Genomic DNA, 19,568 nt, shown 5'->3' on the forward strand with positions numbered 1-19,568 from the left:
CTGTATCCTGAATGCGGTACGGTAGCTGGCATGGGACGGGCGCCGGGAAGTCTTGTGATGACCTTCGCGGAGGATGTTGCCGGAGTCTGCAGCGGTGATTCGATGATCTGGCCAGTCAGGCGTATTTATCATCTACGGGTAAAGATCTGCATTGGCGTTCCAGGGATCCGGCCGGGCCGCGCCCTCTCCGGTCCCCGAACGCCACCCAATCTTTTTCCGATCTTTCCGCCGTCCCTCCGTCTGTTCCTCCCGTGTCCCGTCTGACGCAAGCCCTTACACGAATCATTATCAGCCCTATTAGGTTTCGTAACGACTGAAACCATAGCATGTTGCATCCGTCATACATCCTCGTCTGCATTGACCCTCGCACCGGTTGCAGGTCAATTGCCCGGGTCAGAAGCTCTCCGATCATCACGCACACCCTCGTCCCGCCTGTTCCCCTTTCCCCCCGTCGCCCACATGTCATCCACCCTCCTGTCCCCGACTCCGGCCGCCATCAAGACCCTCGCCCGCGCGGAAAACGGCATCCACATCGCCCCGCTCACCGGTGGCCTCGTTGCCTTCTCCGCAAACGCCCGCACCGGCGAAACAGTTGGCGCCCTCCTTGTCCGTCTTCAGGAAGCCGCCGACCGCTACGGACTCGTACCCGTCCAGGCCAATGCCTTCTGTCACCCCAAAACCGGCGCCTCCCTCCACACCGGTTTCCCCGTCACGTATCTGGGTCGCCATGACACCCCGGCCGGCGACGTCCGGAGCGCCCGCCTCTGCGCCCTCCCCGCCCGCTCCTTCACCCGCCTGCAAACCGACATCGGCGGCGCTCCCTGCGGTGTCACCTGGGAAACCGGCAGCGCCCGGTACCTTCTCCTCGGGGCGCTCGTCCCTCCCGACATTTCCGCCCCCCGCGACGTACAATCGGCCGCGCTCTGGGAGACCCTCAAGACACGTCTCGAAACCAACGGCTTCTCCCTCCGCAACCTCGTCCGCACCTGGTTTTTCAACGATCATATCCTCGACTGGTACGCCGACTTCAACCGTGTCCGGAACGCCTTTTTCACCGCCAACAACGTCTTCGGCACCCTCGTCCCGGCCAGCACCGGCATCGGAGCCTCCAACTCCGCCGGCGCCGCCCTCACGCTCGACGCCCTTGCCGTCGCCCCCTTTCCCTCCGCCGCCACCACGCCGACCCCCACCCCTCTCGAAACCCGCGCTGTCGCTTCGCCTCTCCAGTGTGCCGCCTACGACTACAAAAGCGCCTTCAGCCGTGCCGTTGAAATCACGACCCCCGACGGGCGCCACCTCCTTGTCTCCGGAACCGCCAGCATCGAACCCGGTGGCCGCACCGCCCACCCTGGCGACCTCGACTCCCAGATCGACCTCTCCCTCCGCGTCGTGGCCGCCATCCTTGAATCGCGCGACATGGCCTGGACCGACGTCGCCCGCGCCATCCTCTACTTCCCCGACATTTCCTGGATGCCCCGTTTCGAAACCCGCCGCACCGCCCTCGGCCTCCCGCCTCTCCCTGCAATCCATGCCCACTGCGACATCTGCCGCGACGACCTCCTTTTCGAAATCGAACTCGATGCCTGGAAGGCAAAGGATGGAACGACGGAAACCCGAAAGGCTTAACAACCGGTAACCGCCCCCCCGCTCCTCTTCCCTCCCGTCCCCGCCATGAAACACCACCGTTTCCTCCGCCTCATTTTCTTCAGCCTTTCCGCCCTGCACGCCTTCAGCCTTTTCGCGGCACACCCCATCGACACCCTCGTCAATCGCCGCCTCGCCGCCCTTTCCATCACTCCCTCCCCCCTGTGCACGGACGAAGAATTTCTTCGCCGCGCCTGCCTCGACCTCATGGGCACGCTCCCCACCGCCGACCAGGCCCGGCGCTTCCTCCAAAACCCCGCGCCCTCCCCTCTCAAACGCACCCGGCTCATCGACTGGATCTTCCAACAACCCCAGTTCGCCGACTACTGGGCCATGCGCTGGTCCGACACCCTCCGCATCAAAAGCGAATTTCCCAGCAACCTCTGGCCCAACGCCGTCCAGGCCTACCATGCCTGGCTCCGCGCCGCCCTCGCCGCCGACACTCCCTTCGACCAGATCACCCGCGACCTTCTCCTCACCTCCGGCAGCAACTTCCGCGCCCCTCCCGTAAATTTCTACCGCGCCCTCCAGAAACGCACCCCCGCCGCCATCGCCGAAAGCGTTGCCCTCGTTTTCATGGGCGTGCGCCTCGATCCCGCCAGCCCCGAAGCCCGGGCCTTCGCCGCCTTCTTCACCGACATCCGCTACAAACGCACCGACGAATGGAAAGAAGAAGTCGTTTACTTCGCCGGCAACTGGCCCGCCTATCGCGACCCCGTCACCGGGGACGTCATCGAACCCGCCCTGCCCGCCGCCACCGACGCATCATCCGCCACCCCACTCCCCGCCACTTTCGCCCGTTCGCAGAACCCCCGCAAAATCGTCGCCGACTGGTTGACCGCACCCGACAACCCCTGGTACGCCGCCAACCTCGCCAACCGCACCTGGGCCGCGCTCTTCGGACGCGGCATCACGCAACCCGTCGATGATGTCCGCCCCGACAATCCTCCCGTCGATCCCGACCTCCTCGCGCTCCTCTCCCGTCATGTAACAGAAAACAACTACAGCCTCCGCTCCCTGCTCCGCTTCATCGCCACCTCCGACACCTGGCAGCGCTCCAGTCGCCGCAACGAGACCAATCGTGCCGACGGCGATGCCTGGTCCCACTATCACCCCCGCCGCCTCGACGCCGAACTCCTGGCCGACGCCATCGGTTCCCTCACCGGAGCCTACGAAAGTTTTTCCAGCCGCATCCCCGAACCCTACGCCTTTTGGCCCGACGATTTCCGCGCCGTCCAGAATCCCGACGCCAGCGTCACCACCGGCTTCCTCGAAACCTTTGGCCGTCCCGCCCGCGACACCTCCTACGCCTACGAACGCGACCGCTCGCCCTCGATGGCGCAGGCCCTCTACCTTCTCGATTCCAAAGCCCTCAACTCCAAGATCGAGAAACGCAACGGAGGCGTCGCCGCGCTCGTGAAAAAACACGCCGCCGATCCCGCCGCTCTCGCCGACGAGTTTTATCTCTCCCTCCTCTCCCGTTACCCCACTGCCGCCGAACGCGCCCGTGTCGTCCGGCACCTCACCCCTGCGCCACCCTCCGCCGCCGCCACCGCCAAATCGAAGACGCCCCCCATGCTTGCCCCTGCCCGGGACGTCGTCTGGGCCCTCATCAACACCAGGGAATTCCTCTACAACCACTGACCGGATCTTCGAATTTCGATCCCCGATTTTTGATTACCCTCCGCCAACCACACATCACCAACGACGCGACAGCACCCAACCGAAAATCGAGTACCGGGCGATAGCGACAGCCCGTCATCCGAAATCGAAAAATTCCCCCCCTCCATGCACACCCACGACCCACTCTGCCAGCATCACGACCACGACGAAGATGCCGCCTGGCGCCGCGCCTTCGATCTCGTCACCCGCCGCGACTTTTTGCGCATCGGCGCCCTCACCATCGGCGGACTCGCCCTCGCCCCCTGGCTCCGGGCCACCCCCGCTCCCGGCGCCCGCGCCAAAGCCGTCATCCAGTTGTTCCTCTTCGGCGGTCCCTCGCACCTCGATACCTTCGATCCCAAACCCGGCGCCCCCGCCGACTATACCGGCCCCTGGCGCAAGGCCATCGACACCAACATCGATGGCATCCGGATCAACGAACTCCTCCCCCTCACCGCCCGCCACGCCGACAAATACAGCCTCCTCCGCGGACTCTCCCACAATACCAACGGCCACGAAACCGCCACCTACATGATGCAAACCGGCACCCGCCCCGGAGCCGACCTCGTGTATCCCTCCATGGGCGCCGTCGTTGCCCGCAAAATGGAAGAAACCGGCCTCCTCAAAGGCCGCTCCCTCCCGCCCTACATGACCGTTCCCGTCGCCATCGGACGCTTCTCCGAGGCCGGTTTCCTCGGCCCCCGATACCGCACCTTTGTTCCCGGCAACCTCAGCGACCCCGCGACCGACGCCGAACGCAGCCGCCTCGAGACCCGCGCCGCTCTCCTCTCCGACCTCGACGCCTTCGGCCACACCGAAAAAGACCTCTTCGAAGAAGACGACTACTACCGCGACCAGGCCCGCGAAATGGTTTTGGGCAAATCCCGCGCCGCCTTCGACATCTCGCAGGAACCCGAATCCATCCGGGAACTCTACGGCAAAAGCGAATTTGGCCGCGCCTGCCTCCAGGCCCGCCGACTCGTCGAAAACGGCGTCGCCTATGTCACCGTCAACATGCGCGGCTGGGACACCCACCGCGACCAGGCCGACCGCTACAAAAAACTCATGCCCGACCTCGACCGCGGATTTTCCGCCCTCCTCACCGACCTCGCCCGGCGCGGCATGCTCGACACCACCATCGTCACCTGCGGCGGCGAATTTGGCCGCACCCCCAGGTTTCTCATGGACCCGCCCTGGAACGGAGGCCGCAACCACTACGGAGCCGCCTTCTCCTGGGCCATCGCCGGCGGCGGCTTCGCGGGCGGCCAGGTTGTCGGGGAAACCGATCCCCGCGGCGAAAAAGTCATCAAGCGTATCATCAGCCCTGGCGACCTCTCCGCCAGCATCTACCGCCAGCTCGGTATCAACCCCGCCGATACCCTGCCGCATCCCCGTGGCACCACCGCCCCCCTCGTCCCGCCAACCACCACACCCGCCAACCCCCTTACCGAAATCCTTTCGTGAAAAGCCGAAAAACTGAAATCAACCCGCACAAAGACTCCTCGCTCACACCCATGCCCCCCGCCCGCATCCATTTCAGCATTTCAGTTTTCAGCCTTTCGGCTTTTTTCTTCGTGCCAGCGTCACTCGCCGCCCCCTACATCGAATACCTTTATCCCGCCGGTTCTCCCGCCGGGCAGACGATCGAAATCACCCTTGGAGGCAAAACCCTCGAAGGCGCCCGTGAAGTCTGGATCAGCGGCGAAGGCGTCACCGGCGAAGTCATCACCATCGCGCAGCCCACGACCGCCCAGATCAACGAAGCCAAAAAACGCGACGAAGTCGCCTCGCAGACCGCACGCCTCCGTCTCACCCTCTCCCCCGACGCCGCCCCCGGCACCCGCGACCTCCGCATCATGGCCGACGCCGGCCTCTCCAACCGCTTCCGCTTCGAAATCGGACGTCTCCCCGAAGTTTTGGAAAAAGAACCCAACGACACCCTTGCCCAGGCCTTTCCCCTTCCCTCTCTCCCCGTCACAGTCAACGGCCAGATCACCAACGCCGACCGCGATCACTTCCGCTTCCACGCCGAAGCCGGCCAGCAACTCCTCCTCCAGGCTCGCGCCCGTGCGATCAAACCCTACCTCGCCGATGCCGTTCCCGGCTGGTTCCAGGCTCGTATGGCGCTCCACGACGCCGCCACCGGCAAAAAGATCGCCGAGGTGGACGACTTCCGCTTCGATCCCGACCCTGTCCTCCTCTGGACCGTCCCGGCCACCGGCGACTACATCGTCGAAATATGGGACGCCCTCTCCCGCGGCCGCGAAGATCTCGTTTACCGCCTCACCATCGGCCGCCTCCCCTTCGTCACCGATATTTTTCCGCTCGGCTCGCCGCCCGCCCCCGCCGTCATTACCGCCCGCGGCATCAACCTGGCGGAAAACCCGACTTCCGAAACCCGCATCCCGGACTCCGGAGCCGGCACCACTCTCACCTGGCATCGCGACTTTACCGGCCAGCCCCCCGGCACCTGGGCGATCGGAGACGACACCACCCCGCTCGGCCCCACCAACAAACTCCCCTTCGAAATCGGCATCCTCCCCGAAATCCTTGAAAAGAAAGAGCCAAACAATAACCCCCGTAATGCCCAGCGCATTACTCCCCCCGTGGTCATCAATGGCCGTATGGATGTCCCCGGCGATACCGACTGCTACACCTTCACCGCCAGGAAAGGCGACCGCCTCGTCCTCGATGTCATGGCCCGCCGCCTCGGCTCCCCCCTCGACGCCAAACTCCGCATCGGCCCGCAAAAACCCTTCACCCAGGCTGCCAACGCCGCCGAAGCCGCCGCCCTCGCCGCCGGCAAACCCAAGCCCCGCCGCTCCGGCCCGCCCTCCAGCGACGATGTGAAGGACGAACGCTACGGTCTCGTCACCCACCACGCCGACCCCCGTATCGACTTCACCGCGCCCGCCGATGGCACCTTCCATATCTTCATCGAAGACACCCAAGGCCAGGGCGGACCCGAATACGCCTACCGCCTCCGCGTCGCTCCCCCGCAACCCGACTACGAGCTCCGTGTCCTGCCCGATAACCTCAGCGTCCCCGCCGGTGGCAACGTCGTCGTGCAACTCCGTGCCTTTCGCATCGACGGGTTCGACGGTCCCATCACTCTCCACCTTGAAGGGCTCCCCTCCGGTTTCGAACTCGGCTCCGCGACCGTTCCCGCCGGCAAAAACACCGCCATCCTCACCCTCGCCGTCCCTGCCGACGCCGAACCAGGCGTTTACAAACCCCGCTTCTTTGCCGAAGCCGACATCCCCGACCCCGCCCATGGCGGCGAGCCCAGGCGTGTGCGCCACGACGTCAGTGCCGCCGAGGAGCTCATGCAGGCGTTTTTCTACACGCACACCGTTCCCGTTGCACAAAGTTACCTCGTTGTGGGTCCGCCTGCCCCCTTCCGCGTGGAACTCGCCCGCCCCGCCGACGCCGGTCCGCTCGAACTGCCTCTCGACACTGAAGTTGAAATACCGATACGCGTGCTCCGCGAAGGAAAACAGAAATTCCAGACCCCCGTGCGCGTCACCGCCACGCGTGCCGGCAAAGGCATTGTCGTGACCGCCGCTCCCGTCACTGCGCAAGAAACCGGCGGTGTCATAAAAATCCGCTGCACCGACCCCAAACGCGTCGGCGGCGAAGGTGTTTTTATCATTGAAGGCACGCAGCGCGCCAAAGGCCAAAAAATTACCGCTACCGCCCCCGCCCTCCCCTTCCGCATCCTCCCCGCCCCTGCGCCTGCGGGACCGGGCGACTGAAGGGGATGTTGCGGGCGCAGGCAAAATGCAATGCCGGCCCGACCTGCCCGGCCATCCACGCAAGGCGAACGAAGTCCGGCCGAAGCCCGCCGTCCAGTGATGGCTCACAGGGTTGTCATCGTTGTGACTATCCTCTCCACCAGCAACGGCACACCGTAATCGTCATCGGCCCGTGCTCCATTCCACGCTTGGCATGAGCTGTGAACGTTTCGGCAAGCAAGTCATGGGCATCGGCCCTGATTATCTGGCTCCCGCCAGGCGCGCCATGGCGTTTTTTTCAAGCCGATAAATGGTGCCGGCCGAAAGCAGGACCGGATCGGCGGAAGACAACTCCGCTCCTGTATCGAGATTTATAATACCCGTGCCCGATCCGGTGGACAGGGGAATATCTTCAAGCGCAAAAAGTATGCCGGCATCATCATCACTTTTCCACAAAACCGCTTTCCCGCCCTCCACAAGGCCGTGGAGTCTCTTCATCCCGGGAAGCGCCTTGCCATACTGGGCATGCCATCTTTTCAGGTTTGTCTGCTGCTCCAGAGTAAACGCCCAGATCCCGGCCCGCTGCGGCCACAGGTGGTTGGACAGCAGGACAGGAGTTCCGAACGCCAGTAGCGAAAAATAATCGACCCCTTCCATTTTCGATCCGCCCTGCACTTCATCGACGTAGGGGCTCATCACAAGGGCGCGGTACTCCGACTTCCGAAAAAACGGAAGCCGGCCGCCGATCATTCCGAACGATGAAATACCGAAGGGCGTGAGCGCCTCCGCATAGAGATCGAATCCCGTGTCCTGCAATTCGCGCACGGTTTCCAGAAACCACGGGAAAACCGGCTGGCGCCCGTTGCCGCCCCCGTTTGCATCGCGCCGACGAACCACCTCGACCCCGAAATTGTGAAACGAATCGAGCCAGAATCCCGACACGCCTGCCTCGCGCACGGGTTTCAGTTGTTGCCGGAGATAAGCCCGCAATTCCGGACTGGAAAGATCGAGCGGCACCAGCTTGTCGTCATACAGATCGGAGCGCGCGGACATCGCCTTCCACTCCGGATGCGCCGCGAGCAGGGGTGATTCGTCCGAGAGATGAAACGACGGAAACCAGCTCACGACCTTGATGTCGTATTCCGCTGCCTTCCGGCACAGCGCGCGCAGCCCCTCGATGCCGCCCCAGCGTTCCGCGACGGAAAAGTCGTAAACCGACATGCTTGCCCGTTTACCGCCTTCGGTGGCGCTGCTTTTCCAGATCGGCCCCACGGAAATCGCGCCGAAACCGAGCTCCCGGATGCGAGGCAGCAGGGCTTCGGCCAGTTCGAACCGCGGCCCCACCACGAGACAGGGAACGGGTGGCGCCAGCGGAGGCAGGCCGGCTTCCTCGCGATAACGGTCGGTCAACGCCAGCCAGAGCCGGTTGAACCGGTTGATCCGCTCCAGCCGCGACGTCGGCCATTTCCGGGCAACCAGCACCCGTTTCCAGACCGTAGCGCGGTTATCCGGCGTCAGCAAAAAACGGTCGGTCACCGCCGGCGTTTCCCCGGCACGCGCCTCGGTCCGGTTCAGGATCAACGCCGCCTTTTCCGGGTAAACCAGCAGGGCGCTTCCCTCTCCCTCATGAAAATCGAACGGGATTATCTTGCCAAACCGGCCATGCAACAGATTCCCCGCGCCCGTCGAAAACGCGGGCGACGTACCCGGCGTATATTCGGTCGCCAGGTACACGCTTCGAATCCACCACGACGGATCGCGCCCCGTCGCCGCCAGCCGCCAGCGAACGGTCTCCTCGATCTCCGCGCCGGCCACGGCATCGCCCGGGATGACGTAGCGATAACGGAATCCCTCCCAGGCGACACCGTCGATCGTCTCCCGCACGGGCTCCATCTCCAGCACGAGTCGCCCGGCCGGTTCGCTGTCCGGAGCGCGCAAGACCGCCCGCCAGCCGGGACCGGCCGGGTGGAGGTGTTCCTCCAGACGAAATTGCCGGACGGTTTTGTCGCCGCGGACGAGCGCAATCTGCCATGCAGCCTCGCCGCCCGGCGTCTCAGCCGCCACGATCTGCTGTCCCCAGGCCACACTTGAAAACCCGTTGATCGCCTGCGGGCTCGCCGCTCTCGCAACGGCTTGGGGTTTCAATATCGGCATGTCGGCTGCTTTCGCAGGAGACATCATGACCGGCATCGTCGACAGGACGATCATCGCATGCCTGACGAATGCCCGGATGCGAACGCTACCCGGGAGACAGGTGGGACAGAACTGAAGGAGGTGAAATGTGTTTTTCATGAGAGGAATGCAGACAAAAAGCGGACAAACGGATGGGGAAGCATGGCAAATGAAGGGCATGCCAGGATTTTCAGAAGCGCCTGAAAACCACCAGGCGCTCTTCGCCGGGCGCCAGCGTGAGGTCTTCGCTCGCGGACGCGGCGGCGCCCTCCACCATGAGCCCGGAGGGAGACAGCCGGCCGCGTTGCTCGATAGCCGTCGGGTTATGTATCCAGAATTCCACCGCAGCATCAGTGATGCGCTTCACATCCACCTGCAATTCAGGGTTGGTGCAATTCACCGGCAGGCCTGCCTTGAGAGGGCGCCCGGTGCGGGTCGGAATCGTATGGTAAATGTAGCCGCCCTCCTGCCCGAGCGGAATCCACGTGCCTTCGGTGGTTCCGGCCAACGACATGCCGTAGGCAGGCAGGCGATCCGAGCCGCCACCGATTTTGCAGGTCAACGGAACCACGCGATACCCGGACGGGGCGAGCGTGCCGGAGACGAAGCCGTTTTCCGCAACCATTTCCAGATAGCCGGAATGTGCCTTCACCTTGCCTGAATCCAGCCGGAGCCCGGTCCCCTCGCCCAGCCAGGCACGCATCGCATCCGCGGCCAGAGCCGGCGGATCACTTTCCTGCCCGGATGTGATCGCGACGACAAAACGTACGCTTATGGCGTCGCCCCGCTTCCACACGCGCTTTTCGGGATGCAGATAAAAACGTCCTCTCGGTCCCTTGCTCGACGCGGTTACTTGCAACGAGTAGCTGCGGTCATCCAGCCCTCCGATCAGCAGTGAGCCCAGCGGATCGGGATGCAGCATGAACCACTGGCCGGTGTGCCGTCCGGCAGCCGGCCCCATGTTGAAAAGTTTTTCAGCCATCGGCTGCGCGGAGGTGGAACGGCCGACAGCGACCTGCCCGAAAGACCCTTTCAGGCGGCCGACAAATTCGGCCAACTGGATGGACGACGCGGCGTCCGGATCAAGATCGCGCAGCGGGGTGAGGGTCATGTCCACAATGATCGAAACCAGCCCCTCCGGCTCCCAGACCGGAACCGTGAAGGTCGTTTGCGCGGTGACGAGTTCGGCCGGAGCAACGGTGCGCACGCCGTCGACCAGGGCTTCTTTCCGGTCCACGGTTTCGTGCAGGACCGAGGCATTTTCCGAAACCATCGCATAACCGATGCGGCGAGGTTTGGAGACCGTGTATTCACGAATTCCACCGGTGTGGATCTGCGGCGCGAATCGGATGTATTCGATTCCTCCGGACGGAATCCCCCATTCGTGACCAGCCGGATAAGCTTCCGTAATTGCCGGACGCGGCGCCAGCGTGTCGCCCCAACCGAGGAAAAAGAAGAGTCCGCCGATACCCGACACCCGCTGCCCGTGAGCAACGATCAGCCCCTTCGGGTCGGATATCGCCACGCTGTGGTAAAGGTTCATGCGGTCGCCGCCTCCGTGCGCCCAGTTGACGTAGTTTCGGCTTCGTGACACCGGTGAGATCGCATCCAGCCGGTCTCCGTCCCAGATCTCCATCCACCAGGAATGCAGCGATTCGGTGGAGGCAAATTCGATCTTGTGCTGCCAGTTCCTCTCGCCGGGGACATAACGCCGCCAGAGAAGCTCGTCCCGGTAAATGCGCACTTCGGCGTTTTCCGGAAGACTGTGTACATCCATCGAATACACGGCGTGATCCTGCGGACCGCGCCAGAGATAATAGAGCCCCTCCCACGGATCGTCCACCAGACTGTCCCCGGTCAGCGCGGCCTGGCGGATTTCGGGACCACGCGAGACGACGACGTTGCGCTTGTTGTGAAACAGGAAGGGCATTTTCAGCGGCACATCCTTCACCTCCCGGGCAGGAACCTGCGTCCGGTAAGCGCCCTGCTCCAGAGCCGCGGCCACCGCTTCGGGGCCGGTTTCGTAGAACACGACCTGCGGGGCGAGAAACCAGTCGCCGGCCTGGAGCTTGCGGAACGTCTCGAGGTTGAGGCGGTGCAGCGCGCCACCCCGGTATTCGGCGAGCGCGAATCCCTGGAAACCGCCGATATTTTCCACCGGCCAGGGATTTTCGTCGGGAGTGAGCAGCACCGGATGGCCGCCGATTTCGCGGGCGATGTGGTTGATCGCTCTCTGGGTACGACGCACCGGCCACTTGTCGGGGTTGAGCGCGGCCATCGGATTGCGGAAACTGTCGAGCACCTTGCCACCGGGAATCACCAGAAAATCCGGGCGGGACGCCTGGGCACAGAGCGACTTCCAGCGCGCAAAGTCCGCTTCCTCCGGGATGGCGGTATCGGGCAAGACAAGCGCCACCCAGTCCAGCTTTCCGCGCAATGCCCCAACCCACTGCTCCAGGGAAGCGGGTTCTTCGTCGAGGATAACGATGACGCCTTTTTTCCAGTCGGTCGCGGGCGCCTGCTGTTCCGCCGGCACCGGCCTGAGGTCCGTGGCAGGCGTCGGATTGCCGGTCAGGGCAGGCATTTTTCCGTGTGCGGAGGAGGGCGATTCATCCAGCCAGTCGAGAGTCCGGACAAAAAAATCGGCCATGCCCGCCTTGAGAAAATGACCGTGATCCCAGCGATCGTGAGAGCCGTGCAGGAACGTCAGGCTGGAATGCGCGCCAAACACGACCAGACGCCCCTGGTCCACGATGCGGGCGGCGGCGAGGACAGGTTCAGTCTCGTAGTTGCCGCGACGATCGACGGCCCAGATGTCTTCCGACCTCGCCGTTTTTTCGGCGCGGACGAGCGGTGTCCATTCCGGCGAGAGCATCACCGGGTAACTGTCCTTTCCGTTTTCGGTTTGCGGAAACTCCATGGCAGCGATTCCGGCCGTCACGGGGTGGTTCGCCGCGAGGTTGCGCGTCCGGAACAGGGTGACGCCGTCGTCGTTTTTCAGTGCGGAGACGTTTTCCGGGTTGCTGTCGATGACGGCCTCGCGCACGAAGCGGGCCCCGTACGGGGCCAGCAATTCGTTGACGGGAGAAAAAACCTGAAAATAGCGATCATCGAAAATCACGAGCAGACCGCCTCCGCCGCGCAGGTAACGGTCGAGTTCCGGGGCAAGACGACGCAGCGCCTCCACTCCCTTGATATTCACTCCGTATGGCTCCTGCAAAAGCACAACGGCATCGGCCGCCTCGAAATGTTCCCGGCAGGCCTCCTCGATTCCGCGGCCTTCGATCACCCAGCCCCGCGCCTCCAGCTCCTGCTGGAGCCACGGATCCACAAAGAACCCTTGCAGGTTTTCATTGCCCTCGATGGTCACGAGGACCAGCAGCGTACGCTTGGAGCCCGAGGCCGGCGGTGTCGTGGACGCAGCGGCGCTGTACGACAGGCCGACCGGCAGCGCAAACAGGCACAGGGTGCGTAACAACGAGGCGAGAGAGGGGAAGCAACGGATCATGGCTGCAACCTTACGGAAACGGTCTGTTTCTGACATTCACGATTTTGCCGCCGGCATAGCAGGTTTTGTCCCGCAAGTCCCGCTTTCCGTGTCGCGTCGTGCGTAGCAAAAATGTCCTGACGTGAAACCAATCGCGTCCTGTCGGCCCCGTGTGCGGGCCGATAATCTTGCCGCATCATATGCAATCCGGCTCCCCTCCGTCCGACAAGGGACGCACTTCACTCTCTCCGGCAGACATCCGTCACAATGTGCTGATGCTGGTTCTGATCGACTCGATCTGGGTCTTCGGCGCCGCCGAGATGCAACTCGCATCCGGACCTCTATACGTCCATCTGAACGCCTCCAACACCATGATCGGCCTGATCGGCTCGTTGCAGATGCTGGGGCTTTTCGGCATCCTGCTCTCGCCGTTTATCACGCGCCATTTTCCGATCAAGAAATACTACCTGTTTCTGGTTCACCTGCCTTATCTCGCCCCCTGGGGAGCCATCGGCATCGCGCTGGTGTCGGCCAACCACTTCGGCCTGGGCAACGAATGGCTGATGACGTTCATCGCGTGCATGTTCGGAGTGAGCTGGTTTTTCGCCGGATTCGTCACCCTGCCCCACAACGAATATGTGGCTGCATGCGTGCCGATGAGTCATCGCGGACGGCTTTCCGGATACGCCAACACCGCGGGCGGCGCGCTCGCGCTCATCTCCAACGCGCTTGCGGGCTGGATCCTCTACCACCTGAGCAAGCCGGGGGCGTTTGGCTGGCTGTTTATCATGACTTGGGTGATCTGCCAGTCGGGCTACATTCTCGCGCTCTTCGGGCGCGAGCAGCGCACGCCGGTCGAAAACGCCCCGCCCCCCTGGTCCGCCTCCATGCTGCGGGCTGTTATCGCCGATTCGCGCTACCTGCGCGTGATCGCTCTCAACTCGGTGTACGCCGTCCTGTTTTACCCGACGATCACCACGTTTATCAGCATCTACGGTTTCCGCGAGCTGCACATGATCCCGGCCACCGCCGCGGTGATCGGGATTTGCCAGAAGGGATCGCAGATCCTGCTCGGCGCGAAAATCGGGAGGATGATCGACAGGTACAGCCCGAAGCGGGCGCTGCTCTTTCTGCCGGTGAGTTTTGCCCTCACGATGCTGCCGATCCTCGTCTGGAAAAGTCCTCTGGCGGTTTATGTGTCCGCCGCATTGGGAGCATCGTTTACCATCTGCTTTTCCGCGGCGTTCAACGCGTTGCTTTTCGGCCTCCCCCGGCCCGAGAATCGGGCCGGGCACTACACGATCCAGATTCTCTGCAACTACGCCGCGCTGGGCTGCGGACAGCTTGCGATCGGTATTATGTGCGACAAAATCGGATACAAATTCTCCTTCGCCGCCCTCGCCTGCCTCGCGATCGTCATGGTGCCTGTCTCGAAAAAAATCCTGCAGCCGCTGAGCGAAAAGTCCGAGCACTATCACTAGGCGGCCCCGCATTCCCGCCGCTCCCTCCCCTGCCCCGGTCTTCCAGTCTTTTCCGATCCACTCCCGAACCATGAAACGAAAACCCGTCTTTGTTTTTCTTCGCAACCACTTCGACCTCGTCTGGCGACGTGGCTGGAAGCGTGCCTACCGGCATGCCGGCCGCTGTTACCAGCCTTACGCACACTTGCAACGATTGCTCGCCGACCATTGCCTGCGCCAGGCGACAGAGGAGGGCGCCGGCTTCGAAATCGAACAGAGCCTGTCGGTCCGCGCCTATCTCGAAGCCCGGCCCGGCGCGGCCGTCGCGCTCCGCAAGCTGGCCGATGAAAACCGGTTTTCGATCATCGGCTGCGGCGAGGCCATCATCGACACCAACCAGTGCTGCATCGAGACACTCGCGCGCAACCTTGCCTCGGGGCTGCATTTCGCCCGCACGGTCCAGGGTCGCTGGCCCCGGGTGGGCGGACGCTTTGACGGTTTCGGCTCTTCCGCGCAGCTCCCGCAACTGTACCGGCAGTGCGGCATCCTCTGGGTGACCGGTTTTTCCTACTCGAAACCGGACCGCCTGTATTGGCGCGGGCTGGACGGATCGACGGTGTACGTGCGGGCCGACGAGTTTCCGGGGGTTCACGAATTTTTCGATCACTGCTACCAGGAACCCTGCCCGCACTGCCTCGGCACCGGGAAAGTCGCCGGCGACGGGAAACCCTGCCCCGAATGCCGGGCCACCGGCTTCAATCTCGCCCTCAACACGTATCCGCCGCTGAAACCCGTGCAAGTGCCACCGGACGCGCCCTTCGGGATCATCTGGCGCCAGTCGGAGGAGATGTTTCCCGATCCCGCGCTTCCCGGTCTGGTCGAGGAGTTCAACCGCCGCGATCCCGATCACGAATACCGCTGGGGCAACCTCGAAGCCCTTCTTCCCTTTTTCGCCGACGAAATCGCGCGAACGGACAACCCGCCGGAGGAAAGCGTAAGCCCGCATGTCGAATGGAATCCCGTGCAGGCGGGCACATGGGTTTCGCGCATCCGGCACAAACTCGCCGCGCGCCGCCTGGAGCGGGCGTTCTTCGCCGCCGAAGCCTGCGCCGCCTTGCAGGCGATGACAGGCGGTGCCGCCCGCCGCGAGTTTCCCTCCGGAGACCTGACCCGAATCTGGCTGGAGCTGCCGTTGCAGTTTTTTCACGACGCGATCACCGGTACGCACAACGACCCCGCCTTCGATGAACTCATGGACGCTGCCCGCTCCGGTTTCCAGGCCTGCCTCGAAGCGGCCGGTCCGCGTCCGGAGTCCGGCGAAGCATTCGTCGCATGGTCGATCGAACGCGAATCCGAGCAACTGCTGATGCTGCCGGAAGGCAATCCAGCCGGCGTCAACTGGAGGGGCGAGCATGGCGTCGAGATCGCTACCGCCTTCGCCCGCGTGCCGGCAACCCTCATGACCGACGCGCGCCTGGTCGCTCTCCGGGCGGACAGTCCCTTGCGCCCGCCAGCGGCCGGCGAAGTCTGCCTCGCCGTTTCCTTGCCCGATAACCGGCCGCGACTGTTTCGGACGGCAGGCGGGATTTCCTCCCCGGTCCCCATTTCGGGAATGCGCATGGATAACGGGCTCATCGGGATTGCCTGGGACAAAAACGGCCTCACCTCGATCTGCGACCTGGCGGAGGGAGGCTGCCTGCTCTCCGGCGTCGGGAAACACAACGGCATACGCCCGAACGAATTGCTTCTGGAGCGGGACGAGGGCGACCCGTGGGGAACGAGAGGACGTGAGCGCCCCCGGACCATGCTGGGCGGATTCACACGGTTTGTCGCCGCGCGCAGGACAGGGTCGGTGCAAGAGGCGGTTTTTACCGGAACCTTTGAGCCCAATGCCCGCTTCGGTCGCGAAGCGGACCCGGCCGTCTTCGGTCTGGAATGGACCCAGACCGTACGCCTGCATGACCACGTGGCCCGCGTCGATTTTATCACGGAGATTTACTGGAAAAGCGCCAACCGCCGGATTCGCGTGGCTTTCCCCACGCAGGCGAAAACCGACCGTGGTGTTTACGGAATCCCCGGCGGCTATCTGGAACGCGAGCGCTACGAGATGACCGACAATTTCCTCTGGTCCCCCAACGGCGACTGGCCTGCGCTGGATTTCTTCGCCACGCTTCCTGGCGGTGATGCGTCAACCCATACGCCGGGCGTGGCGCTCTTCAATCGCGGCACGGTTTCTTCACGGATCGAGAATGGCATGCTTCTCATGAGTCTCGTGCGTTCACCGGCTTTTGGCCACTGCCTCGAACGTTATGCACAGGATTACCCGATGCCGTGGCAGGGCGCCCTCGATCCCGGGTACCATGTTTTTGAATACTCCCTGGCCGGCGGATTCCGGTCGCGTGAAGCGTTTCCCCGGTTGTTGCGACAGGCCGCGGCGTTCAATGCCGTCCCGGTGTTGCTCAAAACATCCGGTGCCGGAGCGCCGGACTGGCCGGTGCCGTTGATCGACAACCCGCACGTGCAACTGCTCGCGATCAAACGTGCTTTCGATGACGACGGCTGGATGCTGCGGGTGCTCAATACGTGCGGCGATACGATATGCATGACGGTCGCCGTTCCCGGCTTCGCGCTCTGCGCCTGCGATCTGCTGGAACAGCCTGCCGACGACCCTGCGGGCACAAGCGACGGAAGCCCGATCGAACTGGGTCCCTTCGGTATCCGGAGCTACCGGCTCAGGCCTCGTCAAACATGACAAGCGGGCTGAAGGCGAAAGAGAGGTGAAAACCTGTCCTCCCGCCTTTCATCCCCTCAATGCGAAAGGTCCATCCCGTCGGAGATCAGCGCGGACTGGAGAAATCTCACATCGAGCTCGCGCACCGGCACACCCGCCCGAAAGGCCAGCGCCGCGGCGGTGCCGGCAGCCTGGCCGATAATGAAGCAGGGAGGCATCACCCGGAGCGAGGACATCGCCTCGTGTGTCATCGAAATGCACCGGCCCGCCGCCAGCAGGTTGTCCACGCACCGTGGCACGAGGCTGCGGTACGGGATGTCGTAGCTGGGCACGCGACGGGCCTTTGTGCCGCGGGCGCCGGTCGGATTGTGAATATCGAGGAAATAATCGCACTTGCCGATGTGATCGTGAAAATAACGGCCGGCGACGACGTCCTCCATCGTGAGCGTGTATTCCCCCTCGATGCGGCGTGTCTCCCGGATTCCGATACGCGGTCCCGACTGAACCAGACGATAGTCGAAATGTTTTCTCAGGGTATCCATCTGGTCCCACATCTGGCGTCGCCCCTCGATCTCGGCGCGGGTCAGGTGTTCGGCGTTGGTGCCGTCGGCCGCCACCCGGGTGGCGTTAATGAGAAAACGTCCGTGTGGGATTTTCCAGAAAAGGTTCAGGTGCCGACGACCGGTGTCCATCGCGACCTGATACATCAGCGAACAGGGCTGCGTAAGCCGGTCCTGCTCGCGTCCGAGAAATACCGGCACGCCGGCGGCCTTGGCGACATCACCATCGCCCGAGCAGTCGATGACGACAGCGGCGTGAATCCGCTCCATTTTCCCGTCGCGAAACACGGTGAGGGCGCGAATGATGCGTTCCCGTGTTTCCACCGAGCACAGCACGCAACCGAACCGGACCGCCACGCCGGCTGCGCGGACGAGGTGATCGAGAACCAGACGAAATCCTTCCGGATCGAAGGCCTGGTTGGGAGGAAACTTGTAGCCTTGCCGGTGCAGCGCATCGAGCACCTCCTCGTAAATGCCGCCCCGCGACCCCCCGGCAAACGAGGTCACGCCTCCCGTGCTGCCGCTTCCCCCGAGTTCGCCCGATTGCTCCACGAGAACGACCCGGGCACCGTGCCGCGCCGCCGCCACCGCCGCCGCCACTCCGGAAGGCCCGCCGCCGATCACCGCCACATCGAAATCGTCCGTGCCGGTCGCTTCGGAATCTGCGCTTTCACGGCTGGACGAAAAGGTGATTTTCTCCCGACTGTCTGCCTTCCCGGAGGCTGCCGGCCGCGAACCGGTTTCCGGCTTCAACGAGCCGACGGCCTTTTCGACATGGGGCGCAAACAGAAGTGAAAGGCCGGTCCCCTCCACGAGGACAGACGTCGATTCGTCCCACCAGAGATCGTCCGGCAGACGGTGAAGATTTCTGACCTCGGGAGATTGCAGGGATGCGCGGTCAGGTTTTGTGGCGATCGCCGGTGTTTCGTGTATCCGGAAATCTTGCAGTGTCTTCGCCGGTAACGCCTCTGCAGTTTCACTCCGGCTACCTGTTGCCGGAACAAGCCGTTTGCAGCGGTAGCAGCCATCTGCTTCCGGAGAAAATCCGGTCGCCACCGGTCTGGCGTTCATTGTTCCCGAAACCCGCCAGGGTTTTATGGGGGAATGTGAGAGAGCGGAAGCCGTCTGGACAACAAAAACATCCTCGAAACCGGCCACCTCGCGCCGGAGAAAACCAAGCGCGGTTTCCAGATGACGCCGGAATTCCCAGGCAGCGGCGGACCCGCGCTCCGCGAGAAACCGGATTGTCAGTCGTCGCTCGGTCCACAATCCGCCGTCTTCCAGTTCGACGCAGCCTCCGGTCAGGTCCGCCGATCCGGAAGGAACCCAAAGCCGGGTCGACGTGCGGCGGTAGCTTTCCCGAAATTTCTGGCGGACGGACAAAGCCGTGCCCGGCCGGGCTTCCTTCCCGTTAAAATGCACCGAAAAGCTGTTGAAGGACGGCACAAGGGTCGCCGTCGCCGCCACATGGTACACGTTGCCCAGCGTAGCCCTCCCGACACAGTAGCGCAAGGGCGGCCGGTCGTATCCGTTTTTCCCGACTCCGCGATGGCGGGAGCGGCATTTGTCGCGCACGAGTTGCTCCATTTGGCCGGTCGTACTCGCATCGATGAATTCCCTGGCGATGACGGTTTCAAAACCGTTTTTGGAATGCAGTTGCACGGCCCGGATGGAGGTTCCCCGGCTGTCCAGAGCGACGGCCACGGGTTGCGTATGGAAGCGCAGGCGCAAGTTGGCTTCGGTGGTGGCGTATTCATCGAGAACAATCTTGAACGCTTCGGGATGCGGCGTGTCCCTTTCTTCACACACGGCGACACGGCGACGCGCTCTGGCCAGCAGCTCTCCGATGTCGGGGATTTCGGCGACAGGGCCGGCCGTCATTTCCGGAGGGAGCGAAGCAAGCCCTGCGGTCACGCTTCCGCCGAGAAAACCGCCGCTGTGGCAGAGGAATACGCGCAGGCCGCGCCGGGCGAGATGCACGGCCGTCGTAACGGCGCCAGGAGAACTGCCGAATATCGCGATGTCGGATTCGGCGGGAGCGGTTGAATGGTCGTTGTGTTTGGATCGGGACATGAAAACGGATAGCGAAGCGCATTTCCTTCCATAACCGAAGGATGC

10 protein-coding genes are annotated in these 19,568 nt (G+C 63.4%); 7 read left to right on the forward strand and 3 right to left on the reverse strand.

Annotation, left to right across the window (positions count from 1 at the left end; all coding sequences use genetic code 11):
* Positions 1–459: 459 nt before the first annotated feature.
* The 4 genes from OPIT5_27630 to OPIT5_27645 all read left to right on the forward strand — a co-directional run bounded on the left by OPIT5_27630 (position 460) and on the right by OPIT5_27645 (position 7,061).
* A complete protein-coding gene (locus tag OPIT5_27630; GenBank protein AHF93418.1) occupies positions 460–1,626 on the forward strand; it encodes a translation initiation inhibitor in 1,167 nt (388 codons plus the stop codon).
* A 45-nt stretch (positions 1,627–1,671) separates the two neighbouring features.
* Entirely contained in the window at positions 1,672–3,288 is a 1,617-nt protein-coding gene (locus OPIT5_27635; GenBank protein ID AHF93419.1) for a hypothetical protein, read from the forward strand.
* Positions 3,289–3,432: 144 nt separating this feature from the next.
* On the forward strand, positions 3,433–4,770 hold the full coding sequence (locus tag OPIT5_27640) for a hypothetical protein (protein AHF93420.1): 1,338 nt from the start codon (positions 3,433–3,435) through the stop codon (positions 4,768–4,770).
* Positions 4,767–7,061, forward strand: a complete 2,295-nt coding sequence (locus tag OPIT5_27645) for a peptidase (GenBank protein ID AHF93421.1) — start codon at positions 4,767–4,769, stop codon at positions 7,059–7,061. The genes OPIT5_27640 and OPIT5_27645 overlap by 4 nt, the downstream gene beginning before the upstream one ends.
* A 240-nt stretch (positions 7,062–7,301) precedes the next feature.
* Here the strand turns inward: OPIT5_27645 and OPIT5_27650 are convergent, their stop codons facing one another.
* Complete coding sequence (locus tag OPIT5_27650; protein AHF94817.1) at positions 7,302–9,125, reverse strand: hypothetical protein; 1,824 nt, start codon at positions 9,123–9,125, stop codon at positions 7,302–7,304.
* A 13-nt stretch (positions 9,126–9,138) separates the two neighbouring features.
* On the opposite strand from OPIT5_27650, the gene OPIT5_27655 reads away from it, so the two are divergent.
* Complete coding sequence (locus OPIT5_27655) at positions 9,139–9,309, forward strand: hypothetical protein (protein ID AHF94818.1); 171 nt, start codon at positions 9,139–9,141, stop codon at positions 9,307–9,309.
* Between the two features lie 93 nt (positions 9,310–9,402).
* On the opposite strand, the gene OPIT5_27660 is transcribed toward OPIT5_27655, so the two are convergent.
* A complete protein-coding gene (locus tag OPIT5_27660; protein AHF94819.1) occupies positions 9,403–12,720 on the reverse strand; it encodes a hypothetical protein in 3,318 nt (1,105 codons plus the stop codon).
* 179 nt (positions 12,721–12,899) lie between these two features.
* Between OPIT5_27660 and OPIT5_27665 the strand changes: the two genes are divergently transcribed.
* Both OPIT5_27665 and OPIT5_27670 read left to right on the forward strand, forming a co-directional pair.
* Entirely contained in the window at positions 12,900–14,180 is a 1,281-nt protein-coding gene (locus OPIT5_27665) for a hypothetical protein (protein ID AHF94820.1), read from the forward strand.
* Positions 14,181–14,250: 70 nt separating this feature from the next.
* A complete protein-coding gene (locus OPIT5_27670; protein AHF94821.1) occupies positions 14,251–16,911 on the forward strand; it encodes a hypothetical protein in 2,661 nt (886 codons plus the stop codon).
* Positions 16,912–16,967: 56 nt separating this feature from the next.
* Here OPIT5_27670 and OPIT5_27675 read toward each other — a convergent pair whose 3' ends face one another.
* On the reverse strand, positions 16,968–19,523 hold the full coding sequence (locus OPIT5_27675; protein AHF93422.1) for an invasion protein: 2,556 nt from the start codon (positions 19,521–19,523) through the stop codon (positions 16,968–16,970).
* Positions 19,524–19,568: the final 45 nt, after the last annotated feature.

It is taken from the genome of Opitutaceae bacterium TAV5 (assembly GCA_000242935.3).
Taxonomy (GTDB): Bacteria; Verrucomicrobiota; Verrucomicrobiia; order Opitutales; family Opitutaceae; genus Geminisphaera.

What these genes read in the sequence shown, in the direction of transcription:
- OPIT5_27635 (AHF93419.1), top strand. Translation starts at nt 1,672, where the DNA reads ATGAAACACCACCGTTTCCTCCGCCTCATTTTCTTCAGCCTTTCCGCC.
- OPIT5_27670 (AHF94821.1), top strand. Translation starts at nt 14,251, where the DNA reads ATGAAACGAAAACCCGTCTTTGTTTTTCTTCGCAACCACTTCGACCTC.
- OPIT5_27665 (AHF94820.1), top strand. Translation starts at nt 12,900, where the DNA reads ATGCAATCCGGCTCCCCTCCGTCCGACAAGGGACGCACTTCACTCTCT.
- OPIT5_27640 (AHF93420.1), top strand. Translation starts at nt 3,433, where the DNA reads ATGCACACCCACGACCCACTCTGCCAGCATCACGACCACGACGAAGAT.
- OPIT5_27630 (AHF93418.1), top strand. Translation starts at nt 460, where the DNA reads ATGTCATCCACCCTCCTGTCCCCGACTCCGGCCGCCATCAAGACCCTC.
- OPIT5_27660 (AHF94819.1), bottom strand. Translation starts at nt 12,720, where the DNA reads ATGATCCGTTGCTTCCCCTCTCTCGCCTCGTTGTTACGCACCCTGTGC.
- OPIT5_27675 (AHF93422.1), bottom strand. Translation starts at nt 19,523, where the DNA reads ATGTCCCGATCCAAACACAACGACCATTCAACCGCTCCCGCCGAATCC.